13 protein-coding genes are annotated in these 14,289 nt (G+C 72.5%); 6 read left to right on the forward strand and 7 right to left on the reverse strand.

Annotated elements, in window-relative coordinates:
- Nucleotides 1-41: 41 nt before the first annotated feature.
- A complete protein-coding gene (locus GKS42_RS24335; protein WP_154796179.1) occupies nt 42-1,190 on the reverse strand; it encodes a YihY/virulence factor BrkB family protein in 1,149 nt (382 codons plus the stop codon).
- A 265-nt stretch (nt 1,191-1,455) separates the two neighbouring features.
- Here GKS42_RS24335 and GKS42_RS24340 point away from each other — a divergent pair, with 265 nt between their 5' ends.
- Nucleotides 1,456-3,075 (forward strand): S49 family peptidase, encoded by a 1,620-nt coding sequence (locus GKS42_RS24340; RefSeq protein ID WP_154796180.1) that lies wholly within the window; start codon nt 1,456-1,458, stop codon nt 3,073-3,075.
- A 121-nt stretch (nt 3,076-3,196) separates the two neighbouring features.
- Here GKS42_RS24340 and pgi read toward each other — a convergent pair whose 3' ends face one another.
- From pgi to GKS42_RS24355, 3 genes are all read right to left on the reverse strand, one after another.
- Entirely contained in the window at nt 3,197-4,879 is a 1,683-nt protein-coding gene (pgi, locus tag GKS42_RS24345; RefSeq protein WP_154796181.1) for a glucose-6-phosphate isomerase, read from the reverse strand.
- 153 nt (nt 4,880-5,032) lie between these two features.
- The gene (locus GKS42_RS24350) at nt 5,033-5,788 is read right to left on the reverse strand and encodes a cation efflux transmembrane domain-containing protein (RefSeq protein ID WP_154796182.1); all 756 of its coding nucleotides are present in this window, start codon (nt 5,786-5,788) and stop codon (nt 5,033-5,035) included.
- The gene (locus GKS42_RS24355) at nt 5,788-6,123 is read right to left on the reverse strand and encodes an ArsR/SmtB family transcription factor (protein WP_154796183.1); all 336 of its coding nucleotides are present in this window, start codon (nt 6,121-6,123) and stop codon (nt 5,788-5,790) included. Before GKS42_RS24355 ends, GKS42_RS24350 begins: the two co-directional genes overlap by 1 nt.
- Nucleotides 6,124-6,243: 120 nt before the next feature.
- Between GKS42_RS24355 and GKS42_RS24360 the strand changes: the two genes are divergently transcribed.
- Nucleotides 6,244-6,657, forward strand: a complete 414-nt coding sequence (locus GKS42_RS24360) for a hypothetical protein (RefSeq protein ID WP_154796184.1) — start codon at nt 6,244-6,246, stop codon at nt 6,655-6,657.
- Here GKS42_RS24360 and GKS42_RS24365 read toward each other — a convergent pair.
- On the reverse strand, nt 6,654-8,930 hold the full coding sequence (locus GKS42_RS24365) for an LLM class flavin-dependent oxidoreductase (protein ID WP_154796185.1): 2,277 nt from the start codon (nt 8,928-8,930) through the stop codon (nt 6,654-6,656). The genes GKS42_RS24360 and GKS42_RS24365 overlap by 4 nt on opposite strands.
- Before the next feature lie 2 nt (nt 8,931-8,932).
- Complete coding sequence (locus GKS42_RS24370) at nt 8,933-9,865, reverse strand: LLM class flavin-dependent oxidoreductase (RefSeq protein WP_154796186.1); 933 nt, start codon at nt 9,863-9,865, stop codon at nt 8,933-8,935.
- 125 nt (nt 9,866-9,990) lie between these two features.
- Here GKS42_RS24370 and GKS42_RS24375 point away from each other — a divergent pair, with 125 nt between their 5' ends.
- Together GKS42_RS24375 and GKS42_RS24380 are read left to right on the forward strand one after the other, a co-directional pair.
- On the forward strand, nt 9,991-10,512 hold the full coding sequence (locus GKS42_RS24375; protein ID WP_154796187.1) for a MarR family winged helix-turn-helix transcriptional regulator: 522 nt from the start codon (nt 9,991-9,993) through the stop codon (nt 10,510-10,512).
- Between the two features lie 26 nt (nt 10,513-10,538).
- The gene (locus GKS42_RS24380; protein ID WP_154796188.1) at nt 10,539-10,865 is read left to right on the forward strand and encodes a hypothetical protein; all 327 of its coding nucleotides are present in this window, start codon (nt 10,539-10,541) and stop codon (nt 10,863-10,865) included.
- Here the strand turns inward: GKS42_RS24380 and GKS42_RS24385 are convergent.
- Entirely contained in the window at nt 10,862-11,689 is an 828-nt protein-coding gene (locus GKS42_RS24385) for a helix-turn-helix domain-containing protein (RefSeq protein ID WP_154796189.1), read from the reverse strand. The two genes, GKS42_RS24380 and GKS42_RS24385, sit on opposite strands and share 4 nt — an antisense overlap.
- A 71-nt stretch (nt 11,690-11,760) precedes the next feature.
- Between GKS42_RS24385 and GKS42_RS24390 the strand changes: the two genes are divergently transcribed.
- The gene (locus tag GKS42_RS24390) at nt 11,761-12,576 is read left to right on the forward strand and encodes a phytanoyl-CoA dioxygenase family protein (protein WP_154796190.1); all 816 of its coding nucleotides are present in this window, start codon (nt 11,761-11,763) and stop codon (nt 12,574-12,576) included.
- A gap of 98 nt (nt 12,577-12,674) precedes the next feature.
- Entirely contained in the window at nt 12,675-14,201 is a 1,527-nt protein-coding gene (locus GKS42_RS24395; RefSeq protein WP_168217974.1) for an acyltransferase domain-containing protein, read from the forward strand.
- The last annotated feature ends 88 nt before the right edge of the window (nt 14,202-14,289 follow it).

A 14,289-nucleotide genomic window follows, 5' to 3' on the forward strand; every position in this document is an offset into this window, starting at 1 on the left:
GGAGGCGACGGAACGCGACGACGGCCTCGTCACGCGGTCGATCAGTCTCCGACGCCGGCCGATCCGGACCCGTGCGGGGCCAGGTCCCCGCTCAGCAGCTCGTCGAGATCCTGGATCGCCGCCTCCTCACGCCGCCGCGCCGCCCGGCGCCGGAAGAACGGCGCGTCCCGGTGCGCGGCCGCCGCGTCGCGGATCTCCTCGCAGACGGCGAGCAGCTGCGCGAGCCGGGTGTCCGGGTCCTCCTCGACATCCGAGTCCGACTCGGGCGCGAGCGAGAGTCCGGCGTCGGCGACGGACACCGCGACCCAGGACGCGGACACGAGCATGACCACACCCGCGAACCGGCACCACAGCAGCAGCCCGATGAACACGGCGAACGTCGCCAGCAGCGGGTTCGACGGCGAGCTGGACAGCAGGTAGCCGGCCCCGAGCTGAAGCACCACGATGGCCGCTCCACCCAGGGCTGCACCGGGCACGATCATGCGCCAGGGCACGCTCGCACCACCGAGGAACTTGAAGATCGCCGTGAGGGTGAGCGCATCCACGGCGAATGCCACGAGGACCGTGGCCAGCCCGATCAGCACGCTGAACGTGGGCGAACTGGTGCTCAGGCCCAGGGCATCGAAGATCGCGCTGAGGAACCAGGACCCGGCGCTGCTGAGCAGGCCGCCGATCAGCAGCATCAAGCTGAACAGCACCGCAAGGACGAAGTCACGCGCCTTGAGCAGCACGTACTTGCGCGTGTCCGGAGGCAGGTCGAAGATGGCCCGCACGGCGAGCCGGGAGTACGAGATCCACCCGATCGCCGTCCAGATGAACACGATCACGGCGATCACGCCGGTGATGCTGAGCAGCGCCGACGCGTCCTGCGCGATCGTGAAGACCTGCTCGTCGGTCAGGACGCCGTTCTCTCCGATCAGGCCGGGCAGGTACGTGTCGATGAGCTCGATCAGTGCCTCGATCGCGCGGGTGTTGGCGCCGAGCCAGAGGCCGACGGTTGCGAACGCGATGTAGAGCGTCGCGAAGATCGCGAACAACGCCTGGTAGCTCACACCGGCCGCGAGGACGAACCCGCTGTTCCGGGTGAAGTGCCGCCAGACTCGCGCCGGGAACAGGCCGAGGGCACGCTCGGCGACGGCGACCACGCTGCGCGCCGGAACGGCGGCCCGGTCTCTCAGGGTGCCGGACATGCGCTGCCCATCACCTCGTTCCGGCGTTCGGTCGCGGGCGCCGGTCTCTCGCGGCGCCCTGAAAGGGCCTGGCGAGCCGCATCCTATCGGGGCGTCACGCGAGCGAACGCGTGTCCGTGCGGCTCATTTCCCGCCCGGCATGGCTCAGCCCCTGGGAACGCTGAGTCCCGAGATCCTCGGCTTCGTCGCGGCGCACGACGAGGGCGTCGCCTGACGAACCGGCATCCGACCGGCCGCGAGCCAGGTGGCGGGCTAGCCTCGAACCATGCGCGCACTCCCCGCCCTGGCCCCGCTGCTCGGCCGCCGTCCCGGCTCGGGCGCCGAACCGGACCGGGTGATCCTCGACCTCTCCGGCCCGTACCCAGCGCAGCGCCGATCCGGCCTCGGCGGTCTGCTGCAGCGCAGCACGTCCCTCGAGGCCCTGGCCGGCCGGCTGGACCGGATCGCCGACGCCGACTGGGTGAGCGCCGTCGTGGTCCGGGTGCGCGGGCTCACCGCCGACCTGGCCACGGCCGGTGCGATCGCGGGGCTGCTCGCGCGTCTGGCCGAGCGCAAGCACGTGACCGCCTACCTCGAGCAGGTCACGATGACCGCTCTGTTGGCCACCGCCCCGGTCCCGGACGTCGTCGCGCCGGAGTCCGCGGACGTGTCGGTGCCCGGGTTCGCCGGCGAGCAGGTCTACCTGGGCGCGTTCCTGCGCAGCCACGGCATCGGGTTCGAGAACCTGCGGATCGGCGAGTACAAGTCCGCGCTCACCCCGTTCAGCCAGGACCACATGGACGATGCCCAGCGCGAGCAGCTCGGCGCCTACCTCGAGTCGATCGAGGCCTCCTGGGTGAAGGCACTGGCGAGCGCGCGCGGTGTCTCGCAGGAGGTGGCCGGCGCCTGGCTCGACGCCGGGCTGACCTCGGCCACGGAACTCCTCGAGGCAGGTCTGATCACCCGGATCGCCTACGACGACGAGATCGTCACCGTGGCCGACGCCCCGCTTGCCCGCACCCTCGACCTGCTGCGACCGCAACGCGCCGGCGGCGGGCGCCGAACGCCGCTGCGCGGCCAGCCCGACGGCGTCGCTGTCGTCCCCGTGGTCGGCGCCATCGTCTCCGGGCCGAGCGCGGGTGGCCCGCCCGTGCCGGTGCTGGGCGGTCCACGGGCCGGGTCGGACACCGTGGTGGCGGCGCTGCGGCGGGCCGAGCGCGACGAGCACGCGAAGGCGATCGTGCTGTACGTGGACTCCGGCGGCGGGTCCGCGCTCGCCTCGGACCTGATCCACCGGGCGGTGGTCGCGTGCCGTAAGCCCGTGGTCGCCGTGATGGGTTCGGTGGCCGGGTCCGGCGGCTATTACGTGCTCGCGGGCGCGGACCACGTGCTGACCAGCCCGTTCACCCTGACCGGCAGCATCGGGGTGGTCATCGGCAAGCCGGTGCTGGCCGAGTTCGCGGACCGGCACGGGTTCAACGCCGAGCCGGTGGGACGCGAGGAGGCACTGGCCCTGAGCACCGCCCGGCCGTTCACCGACGCCCAGCGCGAGCGGTTCCAGAAGCTGATGGACGAGGTCTACGGCAGGTTCGTGGAGCGGGTGGCGACCGGCCGGGGACTCAGCACGGAACGGGTCGACGAGCTCGGGCGAGGCCGCATCTGGAGCGGACGCGACGCCGTCGGGCTCGGTCTCGCGGACGCCCTCGGCGACCTGCAGGACGGCCTCGCCTACGCCCGGCGCCTGGCCGGGCTGCCCGCGGACGCACCGGCCCGGCCGGTGCACGCCCGACCCACACTGCCCGGGATGCCGGCGCTCGGCACCGACCCGGCCGCGGCGCTGGCGGCGCTGTGGCCGTTCGGCACCGAGCACGTGCTGGCCTGGACGAACCCGGTCCAGATCCGTTGAGACCGCGCTCAGCCAGAACCTCCCGCCGTCAACCAGAACCTCACGCCTGACCCAGTGCGAACCAGCTGTCTGACTCAGGCGTGAGGTACTTCCTCACGCGGCTGCGAGCGCCCGGTCCCGCTCAGTCCCGCTGCGCCAGGTAGTGCCGGATCAGCGCCTGCGTGGACGCGTCCTGCGCGGCGAGCGCGTCCGCGTCCCCGGTGACCGCCGGGGCGATCTGGGTGGCGAGCTGCTTGCCGAGCTCCACGCCCCACTGGTCGAAGCTGTCGATGCCCCAGACCACGCCCTGCACGAACGTGATGTGCTCGTAGAGCGCGATCAGCTGCCCGAGCACCGACGGCGTGAGCGCCGGGGCGAGGATCGAGGTGGTCGGCCGGTTCCCCGTGAACACCCGGGCCGGGACGATTGCCTCGGCCGTGCCCTCGGCGCGGACCTCGTCCGCGGTCTTGCCGAACGCGAGCGCCTTGGTCTGGGCGAAGAAGTTCGCGAGGAAGAGACCGTGCACGTCGGTGTCGCCGTCGCGCAGCGGCCGCGCGGGGTTCGCGACGGCGATGAAGTCCGACGGGATCACCCGGGTGCCCTGATGGATGAGCTGGTAGAACGCGTGCTGGCCGTTCGTGCCGGGCTCGCCCCAGAACACCTCACCGGTGGCGGTGGTGACCGGGCTGCCGTCCCAACGCACACCCTTGCCGTTGGACTCCATGGTGAGCTGCTGCAGGTAGGCGGGGAACCGGTGCAGGTACTGCGCGTAGGGCAGCACCGCGTGCGTGTGCGCGTCGAGGAAGTTGACGTACCAGACGTTCAGCAGCCCCATCAGGACCGGCACGTTCTGCGCGAACGGAGTCGAGCGCAGGTGCTGGTCGATCGCGTGGAAGCCGCCCAGGAACTCGGCGAACGCCTCCGGCCCGATCGCGATCGCGAGCGAGGTGCCGATCGCGGAGTCCACCGAGTACCGGCCGCCGACCCAGTCCCAGAACCCGAACGCGTTCGCGGGGTCGATGCCGAACGCGGCGACCTTGTCCAGTGCCGTGGAGACGGCCACGAAGTGCTTGGCGACCGCGCCGGTGCGCGAGGTCTCGGAGCCGTCGATGGCACCCGCGGACTCCAGGTTCGTCCAGAGCCACTCCCGGGCGAGCCGGGCGTTGGTGAGCGTCTCCAGGGTGCCGAACGTCTTCGACGCGACGATGAACAGGGTGGTCTCCGGGTCCAGCCCGGCGGTGGTCTCGGCGACGTCGCTCGGGTCGATGTTGGAGATGAACCGGAGCTCGAGCCCGTCCTGGACGTACGGGGCGAGCGCCTCGTACGCCATCACCGGGCCGAGGTCGGAGCCGCCGATGCCGATGTTGACCACCGTGGCGACGCGTTTGCCGGTCACCCCGGTCCACGCGCCCGAGCGCACCTGCTCGGCGAACGCGTAGACCCGCGCCAGCTCGGCGTGCACGTCCGCGTCCACGTCCTGCCCGTCGACCACGAGGGCGGGGCTCGCGCCGGCCGGGCGGCGCAGTGCCGTGTGCAGCACGGCCCGGTCCTCGGTGACGTTGATGTGCTCGCCGGTGAACATCGCCTCGAGCCGGCCCTTGAGCCCGACCTCCTCGGCCAGACGCAGCAGCAGGGCCAGGGTCTCGTCGGTGACCAGGTTCTTGGACAGGTCGACGTGCAGGTCCGCGGCATCGAACGTCAGCCGCTCGGCCCGGCCGGGATCGGCGTCGAACCAGGAGCGCAGATCCGGCTTCTGGGCGGCGGCGTGGCCGGTCAGCTCCGCCCAGGCGCTGGTGGTGGTGGCGTCGATGGGTGCGGTGCTCACGGGGCTTCCTCACTACAGGCTCGGTGGACGACGGCGGGAGTCACCCCCGCCTCTGAGGTAACCGTATTGCGCCGGGCCCGACGGTGCAGCGGGGTCTCGCGGTAGGCGCGCCCCAAGCCCGGCCACCTCCACGACCCCGCCACAGCGGAATCCTCAGGACATCCTCTCGCCGTCGACGTGGTCGTCGTGCTCGTGGTCGTCGTGGTCGTGGTCGTCGTGGTCGTGCTCGTGGTCGTCGTGGTCGTGCTCGTGGTCGTGGTCGTCGTGGTCGGCATCGAGGATCAATCCGACGCTCGTGGCGCACGCGTCGCCCTTCCACGCCTCGGCGCCCTCCCGGAGCGCGAACGCAGCGATGACGAGTCCGGCGATGGCGTCGGCCCACCACCAGCCGAACAGGCTGTTCGCCACGAGGCCGAGCAGCACCGCGGCCGAGAGGTAGGTGCAGATCAGGGTCTGCTTGGAGTCCGCGACGGCGGTCGCCGAGCCGACCTCGCGGCCGGCCCGGCGCTCGGCGTAGGAGAGGAAGGGCATCACCACGACGCTCACGGCGGCGAGCACGATGCCGACCGTGGAGTGCCGGACCTCGCCACCGCCGGCCAGTGCCAGCACCGAGGCGACGCTGACATACGCCGCGAGCGCGAAGAACGCGATCGCGATGACCCGCAGCGCAGCCTTCTCCCAGCGCTCCGGGTCCCGCCGGGTGAACTGCCAGGCGACGACGACGGCGGAAAGCACCTCGATCGTGGAGTCCAGTCCGAAGCCGATCAGTGCCGTCGACGACGCCGCAGCACCGGCCGTGATCGCGATAACGGCCTCGATGAGGTTGTAGCCGATCGTGATGGCCACGATCAGTCGGATGCGCCGGTGCAGCACCTCGCGCCGCTCGGCGGTCAGGGTCGGCAGACTCATCAGCAGGTGCAGCCTTCCCCGTCGCAGCAGTCCGGCTCGACGAACAGGACCACGCGGAGCAACTCGTCGAGCGCCGGGGCGAGGTGCGCGTCCGCGAGGCGGTACCAGGTGCGCCGCCCCTCCGGGACCGCCTCGACCAGCCCACAGCCGCGCAGGCAGGCGAGGTGGTTGGACATCACCTGTCGGGACACCTCCAGCGCGTCCGCCAGGTCCGACGGGTAGGCGGGCGCCTCCCGGAGGGCGAGCAGGACGCCCGCGCGGGTCGGGTCGGAGAGTGCGTGGCCGAGGCGCGCGAGCGCGGCGGTGTGGGTCAGCGTTGCGGTGCCGGTGGACATGCGACCGACAGTACAGCCATACCTGAATTAAGGAAAGGCTGAACCAAAGCGCGTGCTCTTCACTGCGGTCTCGTGGGCTGCGAACATTGGCCTGACGCTGGTCCAGGGAGGCGCTGACCGATGCGAGATCTCGTGCTTTCGGGAACAGCCTGCCTGTGCTTGCTCGCTGCTGCCGGCCTGGTCGGCTGCGCGTCGACCGATCGGGACGAGGCGACCGACGCCGACATCGCGCACGTGCCCTACGAGGGCACGGAAGGAGCCGACGGGGCACTTGAAGGGACGCTGGCGCGTCAGGGCGGCTGTACGACGATCGAGACGGCCGCAGGCGACATCTGGGTCCCGGTCTTCCCCGACGACGGCGTTCGGTGGCGTGGCGATGAACTCGACCTCTCCACCATCGCTGCGTCCCATCTGTCCGTCCGGGCCGGTGACATTGTCCAGGTCGCCGGCGGCGAAGGCGATCCACCCGATGACGCCGTGATTCCCGAGGGGTGCGAAGCGCACTCCAACGTCTGGCTGGTCACTCCGCACTAGCCGACCCGCAGCCCTCGCTCCGCCGGCGCCACGCTGAAGTTGTCCCGGAACACGTTCTCCGGGTCGAGCCTGCCCTTGAGTTCGCGCAGCCGGGCCAGCGTGGCCGGTGGGAACGCGTCGGTGATCCGCTCGGGCCGGGGGTCGGTCTCGAAGCTCAGGTAGAGCCCGTTCGCGTGCGGCTGGATCTGGGTGTCCCAGACCGCGTCCAAGCGGGTCCGCCCGGCGCCGAACGCGATCACGGAGAAGTTCGCGGACCGGTGCGCGTACGCCGTCGCGTCCGGGGGCACATCCGAGACGGCGCCGCCGACGGACCGGATCTGGAAGAAGTAGCTCACGCCGCTGTGGATGAGCTTGCTGGCCGCGGCGGCGAGCTCGGGGGTGATGTGGTCCACGAGTGCGGACCGGGTGGCGGGCTCGCCCTGGCCGTGCTGGCCGCCGTCGGGCGTGGCCACGATGGCCGGGTAGGGCAGGATCTGCACGGCCTGCTGCAGGAGCGGGCCGAGCGTCGCGAACGGCTGGAGCCTGCTGATCACAGTGTCCGGGTCGTCGGAGTCGACCGCCGCCATCACAGTGGCCACCACCTGCCCGCCCCGCGGACGGCCGATGATCAGGAAGCTGGTCAGATCCCGCGGCGCCGCCTCCTGCAGGGCGCCCCAGTTCTCGAGGAACTCGGCGACGTTCCCCGCGTCGAAGGCCAGCTGGGCGAAGCCGACGTCCCCCACCTCGTCCACCTCGAACTCGAACGCGGTGACGATGCCGAAGTTCGCGCCCGCGCCGCGCACCGCCCAGAACAGGTCCGGGTGGTGCTCGGCGTCGGCCCGCACGAGAGAGCCGTCCGCGAGGACGATCTCGACGGCGCGCACGTGGTCGATGGTGAGCCCGTGCTCGCGGCCGAGCCAGCCGATCCCACCGGCCGTGGCCAGCCCGCCGACGCCCACGCCCCCGAAGTCCCCGGAGCTGATCGCCCATCCATGCGGGTGCAACGCCTGCGCCACCTCGCCCCAGCGGGCGCCCGGTTCGATGCGGACCCGTCGGGTCTCGGTGTCGAGGACCTCGATCCGGTTCAGACGGGACAGGTCGATGACGATGCCGCCGTCGTTCGTGGAGCGGCCGCTGATGCCGTGCCCGGCGCTGCGGACGGCGAGCGGCACCGGCTGGGACCGCGCGAACGCGAGCGCCTGCACCACCTCGTCGGCACTGCCTGGCCGGAGCACCAGGCCAGGCGAGCCGCCGCGCAGGTAGGTGTTGCGCACGCCCGCGAAGCCAGCATGGCCGGGCTCGACGGCGGTCGCGGCCAGCGCGGCGGGGACGTCGTCGTAGTCGATGCCCGCGCGCCGCTTGCCGCGGATCGCCAGCGGAACCACGGCGCCGACCACGGTCTCGCGCGCTGACCTCTCGGCGGCGACGGCCTCGCGCAGGGCGGGTGCCACCTCGGTCGCGAACCTCTCGAGGTCCGGCTCGCCGGAGGCCGCGAACACGAAGGTGCCCACGCCGTCGTCCAGCGCGTACGGGAGCAGCCGCTCCACCCAGGCCGCGGTCGGTCCACTCAACCCGCCCTCCGCCGTCGGGCCGAACGAGCCGGTGATGTTGAGCAGGCGACGGATCTCGCGGGGGTCGCGCCCGGCCTCGGTGGCGGCGGCGTCCACGACGGCGTTCCCGGCGGCCAGGTCACCCGGGCCGAGCCGCCCGAGCGAGGGCCACCAGCCGTCCGCCTTCGCGCCGATGAGGCGCTGCATGCGTGGCTTGAGGGCGCCGATCCACAGCGAGACGGTGTGCGCGGGCGCGGGGCCACCCTGGGCGCCGTCGAGCGCGTGGAAGGCGCCGGGCAGTTCGATCGGCGTCGAGGCGTCACCGGCCCAGACGGTGCGGAGCACCTCGATCGCCTCCGCGAGCGCGTCCACCGACTCCCCGGGACTGCGCCGCGGGGTCCCCATCGCGGCGATCGCGTCCCAGATGTGCCCGGCGCCGAGGCCGAGCTCGAGGCGCCCACCGGAGAGGAGGTCCAGGCTCGCTGCGGCGCGGGCGAGCACGGCGGGCGGGCGGATCGCCATGTTCAGCACGTTCGGGGCGATCCGGATCCGGTCCGTGCTGCCGGCGATCCAGGACAGCAGGGTCCAGGTCTCCAGCAACGCGGGCTGGTAGGGGTGGTCCTGCACGGTGACGAGGTCGAGGCCGAGCCCCTCGGCGCGCCGGGCGAGCTCGACGACACCGGCCGGGTCGGCGCTGCCGGGGTTGACGAAGGCCCCGAACTCCAGGGTGTGTCCGTAGTCCATGGTCAGAGCCCGACGGCGGGGGTCGCGTCGGTCTGCTCGGTGCCACGTTCGGCGCGGACGAGTTCGCGGACGGCGGGCGCGACCTCCTGGCCGAGGATCATCATCGCCTGCGCGTCGTCACCGGAGAGGATGTAGGTGGAGAAGCCGTACTCGAGCGTGAGCGCGGCGAGCTGCTCGGCCCACTGCTCGGGCGGGCCGGCCAGCAGCCGGTCGCTGCGCTGGGCGGAGAACGTGCCGCCGACGTTCAGCAGCCGGCGCACGTCACCCGGGGTGCGCCCGGCGGCGATCGCGGCCTCGTCGATCGTCGCGTTGGAGGTGGTCAGGTCGTTCAGGTCCTTGACGTAGCCGAGGGAGGGCAGCCAGCCGTCGGCCTTGCGGCCGATCAGGCGGAGCATCCGCGGCTTGTAGGCGCCGAGCCAGATCTGGATGTCGTGCGCCGGGGCCGGGCCACGCTTGGGGCCGTCCACCTGGTAGAACGTCCCGTCCACGACGAGGCGCTCCCGGGTGCTGGTGTCCCAGAGCCCGCGGATGATGTCGATGCCCTCACTCAGGGCGGTGATGGACTCCCCCGGCGTGCGGCGGGGGCCACCCATGGCCTCGATGGCGTCCCAGAACGCGCCGGCGCCCAGGCCAAGCTCGAACCGGCCACCGGAGAGCAGGTCGAGGCTCGCGGCGGCGCGGGCCAGCACGGCGGGCGGGCGCAACGGCAGGTTGATCACGTTGGCGGACAGCGAGATCCGGTCGGTCTGCGCGGCCACGTAGCTGAGCAGCGTCCAGGTGTCGAGGAAGCCCGCCTGGTAGGGGTGGTCCTGGAACGTGGCCAGGTCGAGCCCGGCCGCCTCGGTGGCCTTCGCGAGTTCCACCACCTTCGCCGGTGCTGCGTTCGTGGGCGTGATGAAGGTTCCGAAGGTCAGGTCGTGGCCGTAGTCCGGCATGTGCGCACCTCGTGTGGTCCGGGTCGCCGTGAGCCCGCGGGGACCTTGGCGATATGTGTTGTCCGACAGATCATATGTCGATCCGATGATTGGATCAACCGCACATCTGGGCGTATCATTCCTTCATGGCGACGAACCCCGAACCGACGCACGAGCGGTGCCGTGCCCGCCGCGAGGGGGACTTCGGCTGGCACGTCGGGACCCTGCTGCGGGCCTACGAGGCGGCCGTCGCGGAGGTCGTCGCGGACGTTCCGCACGGCTCCCGCGGCTACCAGGTGCTCGACGTCGTGGTCCACGGGGACCAGCCGACCCAGGTCGCCCTGGCCGCGCACCTCGGCATCGACCGGACCGTGATGACCTACCTCATCGACGACCTGGTCGGGGCGGACCTGGTCCGGCGGGAGCAGAGCCCCACCGACCGTCGCGCCCGCCGGGTCGTGGCCACCGCCACCGGCCGGGCCACGCTGGCCGAGCTCGAGCGCCGGGTGCGGGCCGCCGAGGACGCCACGATGGGGGTGCTCGCGGCGGACGAGCGAGAGGTGCTGCGCGGCCTGCTGCGCCGGGTGGCGTGCGGGCTGCGGGACATCGACGTCACCGACGCCGGCGACCCCCCGGTCGAACTCCCCATGGCTGCGGTTCGCTCCTGAGCCGCCCGGCTCCTAGGCTCGGTCGAATGGACTACGCGAAGTTCCGTCAGCGCATGGACGAGATCGGCGCCCGCCTCGAGGCACTCGAACTGTCCGAGCAGGCAGGCCCCGAGCAGGAGGCCGAGGCGAAGCAGTTGTGGGGCGAGATCATGGCCCTGGCCAACCAGCACAGCCAGGCCGAGATCGACGCCGCGGCCGCCGCGTTCCAGACCGAACTGCCCGGCGCGGCACCCACGCTCGACGCCGCGGAGGACGCCGGCCAGGCGACGCTGCCCCCGGAGGAGGCCCACGAGATGCTCCGCCGGGCGGCGCTGCGCACGGCCGGGGTCGAGGAGCCGCCGGCCGGCGACTAGCGCTCGGTGCGCCGTCGCCAGGCGCGTGGCGGCAGCCCGCTGTCCCGGCGGAACCGCCTCGAGAAGTACAACGGGTCCGGGTAACCCACGCGCGCGGCGACCTGGGATGCCGTCAGGCCGGTGTGATCGAGCAGCTCGCGGGCGGCGTCCATCCTCATTCGCTCGACGACGGCCATCACCGACAGGCCGGTGGCCTGCCTCACCACCCTGCCGAGGTGTGAGGGTGAGACCCCGGCGACCGCCGCGAGCGAGGTCAGGCTGTGCGGTGCGCCGAGGTGCGTTCCGAGGTGCTCCAGGACCGCCAGCACAGCGGCGTCGGTGCGCCCGCTGAGTGGGTTCTCCGACGCGCTCCACAGCAACCCCTCCTCGACCGCGTTCATCGCGAGCGCCCGGGACTGCCCGAGCCCGGTCAGGTGGTGCGCGACCGCCCGGGCCAACGCGACCTGGACCCGCGCGGCGATGACCGCGGAGAGGTCGAGCCGACCGATGCCTGGCGCGCACGGCGCCCACTCCAGCAGCGGCAGCCAGTCGGCTCGCGGGTGCACGTGCATCCACAGCACGTCCCAGGTGCCGGGGCTCGGTGCGGTGCCGTACTCCTGCGGCACGTGCGGCCGGTAGGCGACGATCGACCGCGGCGGGAGTTCGATCCAGTCGCGAGACGTGGCCGGGCGCAGCCGGCCACGCCCGCCGACGGTGAGCATGATCAGCCACTCCGGCACCCCTCGGGGCCGGACGGTGTCGAACCCGGTCCCGACGGTCAACCGGCCGGGCAGCACCCCGTCGATCACGGGACCGCGGTCATCACGGCGGGCACGCGCAGCCATGAGTCGGATTGTCCATGTTTGCAGCCAGACCGTCCATTCTGGCCGGCACCGATGCAGGTCACGCTGGAGGCATGACAACGCTAGCCGCCAGCCCCGCCACCCGCCGCGAGCAGTACGACCGGGACGGAGTCGTCCACGTCAGGGGTCTGCTGGACTCGGCGGAGGTGGCCGCCATCCGCGACGCCTACATGGAGCAGGTCGAGCGGGATCGCACCGCCGTCGGAGCGACCGGAGAGGTCGACGAGGGGGACATCCTCGCCCGCTATCCGCGGTTCATGCAGCCGCACCGCCGACCCGATCTGGCGATCGGTCTGCTCGCCCGGCAGTACCTGAGCGATCCGCGCATCGTCGACATCACGACCGACCTCGTCGGTCCGGTGTGGGGCGCGCAGTCGATGTTCTACTTCAAGCCGCCGACGGCCCGCGGCCAGGCGATGCACCAGGACAACTACTTCCTGCGCGCCCACCCCGAGACGTGCGTGGCGGCGTGGATCGCCGTCGACGACTGCGACGCCGAGAACGGCGCGCTCGCCGTGGTGCCGGGATCGCACGCGATGGAGGTCGTGTGCCCGGAGGAGGCCGACGCCGCAGAGTCCTTCACGACCGGCCTCGTCCGTCCGCCCGAGGGCATGCAGGCCGTGCAGACCGAGATGCGGGCCGGCGATGTGTTGTTCTTCCACGGCAGCGTGGTGCACGGGTCGCTGCCGAACACCTCCGCGGACCGGTTCCGCCGGTCGCTGATCCTGCACTTCGTGCCGCAGGCCAGCATGGAGGTCTCGCGGTTCTACCTGCCGCTCGTCGACCCGGGCACCGGTGCGGACGTCACGATCGACGAGGCGACCGGCGGCGGCCCGTGCGGCGACACCTGGGAGGGCGGCGCCCACTGAGGCACCGGGCCGGGGAGTCCGTTCGGCCATGGGCGCCACCCGCCGCACCGTCACACCCCGTTAGGCCGCACCACACCCGCACCCCGTACGGTTGCTCCATGCCTGCCGCGTACACCCGCTCGCTCACGCCCCTGACCGCCGCGGACATCGCCGCCCGGCTCGGAGCGCCCGACCTGCCCGAGATCCTGGTCCTGCTCGGCCTGCGACCCGAGGACCTGCCGGAGGCCGAGGCCACCGTCGCCGCGGCGCTCGCCGAGCCGACGTCCCTCGACCGGGTCGCCGGCTACGCGAACGCCCTCCGCGATCGCCTCGGCGACATCACGATGGACATCTCCGGCCTGATCTTCCCCCGCGAGCCGGGCACCAGCCGCGGCGGGGACGGGATCGGCGCGTTCCTCGCGTTCGTGGCGACCGCCGGGGACGTGCGGGAGTTCCACCGCGAGCGCGGCATCTCGGACGCGATCTCGTGGCGCACCCTCGGCGACCTCGGCCAGCAGATGCACGTGCACCGGCTCACCTTCGGCGAGTTCGGGCTGCACACCCAGGACTGGCTGATCGGCCACTGGACCGGCGGCAACTACTGGCTCGGCCGGCTGCAGTACACCCCACGCCGCCGCCCCGGCGCCGAGGGCATCGCCCTCTCCGCCCACATCCCGCGGATCGGGCCGCTCACGCCGTCGGCCGTGGACGCCTCGTTCGCGCGGGCGGTCACGTTCTTCGCCCGGCACTTCCCCGACTACCCGGCCGCGAGCATCCACTGCGCCAGTTGGCTGCTCGACCCGCAGCTGAGCGAGGTGCTCGCGCCGGGGTCGAACATGGCCTCGTTCCAGCAACGCTGGGAGCTGACGCCGGGCCGGGACACCGCGGACACGGAGGTCATGTTCTTCGTGTTCAACCGTCGCGGCGAGGTGGACCTGGACACCCTCCCGCAGCGCACCACGCTCGAGCGGGCGGTCGTCGCGCACCTGCGCGCGGGCGGGCACTGGTACGCCCGCGAGGGCGAGGTGCCCCTCCCGCAGGTGGCTCTGCTTGACCTGCCTGACGGCGCTTCGCCCAACCTGCCCGACGGCGGTGGCGCGGTCGGGCGCCCGACGTCACCTGCGCCGTCGGGCACCTCGAACGTGCCAGCCAACGGCTCGCTGCGCCCGGGACGCGACCCCGAGGTACTGGTCGACGAGTTCCACCGCGTCTACGCGATGCCGCTCTCCGGCGGCGCCCCGGACGTCGCGCGGCCGCGGGTGCCGATGCGCCTGGCCCTGGTCGCCGAGGAGCTCGCCGAACTGGTCCAGGCCGTCTACGGCGACGCCGCCGCCGCCGAGCTGGAGGCGGCGTTCGCGCGCGCCGAGGCCCTCGACGACGGCCGCCGGGACACCGTCGCCACCGCCGACGCGCTCGGTGACCTGGTCTACGTGGTCTACGGGATGGCGATCGAGTGCGGCATCCCGCTGGAGCACGTGCTCGCCGAGATCCACCGCTCGAACCTGTCCAAGCTCGGTGCCGACGGCCTGCCGATCCTGCGCGAGGACGGGAAGATCCTCAAGGGCCCCGCCTACACCCCGCCGGACCTGGCCGCGGTGCTCGCCCGGCACGGTTGGACCGGCCGGTCCGACGGCGAGGACCGGTAGCCCTCGACGCGACGGCCACGGACACGGACCCGTCTCTTCGACGTCGTAGCAGCGGACGCAGTCCGGAGTGGTGGCCTCGAGCTCCCTG

The sequence above is a fragment of the Occultella kanbiaonis genome (assembly GCF_009708215.1).
In the GTDB taxonomy this organism is placed as follows: Bacteria; Actinomycetota; Actinomycetes; order Actinomycetales; family Beutenbergiaceae; genus Occultella; species Occultella kanbiaonis.

What these genes read in the sequence shown, in the direction of transcription:
- GKS42_RS24350 (WP_154796182.1), bottom strand. Translation starts at nt 5,788, where the DNA reads ATGAGTCTGCCGACCCTGACCGCCGAGCGGCGCGAGGTGCTGCACCGG.
- GKS42_RS24380 (WP_154796188.1), top strand. Translation starts at nt 10,539, where the DNA reads ATGGACTACGCGAAGTTCCGTCAGCGCATGGACGAGATCGGCGCCCGC.
- GKS42_RS24390 (WP_154796190.1), top strand. Translation starts at nt 11,761, where the DNA reads ATGACAACGCTAGCCGCCAGCCCCGCCACCCGCCGCGAGCAGTACGAC.
- GKS42_RS24360 (WP_154796184.1), top strand. Translation starts at nt 6,244, where the DNA reads ATGCGAGATCTCGTGCTTTCGGGAACAGCCTGCCTGTGCTTGCTCGCT.
- GKS42_RS24395 (WP_168217974.1), top strand. Translation starts at nt 12,675, where the DNA reads ATGCCTGCCGCGTACACCCGCTCGCTCACGCCCCTGACCGCCGCGGAC.
- GKS42_RS24375 (WP_154796187.1), top strand. Translation starts at nt 9,991, where the DNA reads ATGGCGACGAACCCCGAACCGACGCACGAGCGGTGCCGTGCCCGCCGC.
- GKS42_RS24355 (WP_154796183.1), bottom strand. Translation starts at nt 6,123, where the DNA reads ATGTCCACCGGCACCGCAACGCTGACCCACACCGCCGCGCTCGCGCGC.
- GKS42_RS24340 (WP_154796180.1), top strand. Translation starts at nt 1,456, where the DNA reads ATGCGCGCACTCCCCGCCCTGGCCCCGCTGCTCGGCCGCCGTCCCGGC.
- GKS42_RS24370 (WP_154796186.1), bottom strand. Translation starts at nt 9,865, where the DNA reads ATGCCGGACTACGGCCACGACCTGACCTTCGGAACCTTCATCACGCCC.
- GKS42_RS24385 (WP_154796189.1), bottom strand. Translation starts at nt 11,689, where the DNA reads ATGGCTGCGCGTGCCCGCCGTGATGACCGCGGTCCCGTGATCGACGGG.
- GKS42_RS24365 (WP_154796185.1), bottom strand. Translation starts at nt 8,930, where the DNA reads ATGGACTACGGACACACCCTGGAGTTCGGGGCCTTCGTCAACCCCGGC.
- GKS42_RS24335 (WP_154796179.1), bottom strand. Translation starts at nt 1,190, where the DNA reads ATGTCCGGCACCCTGAGAGACCGGGCCGCCGTTCCGGCGCGCAGCGTG.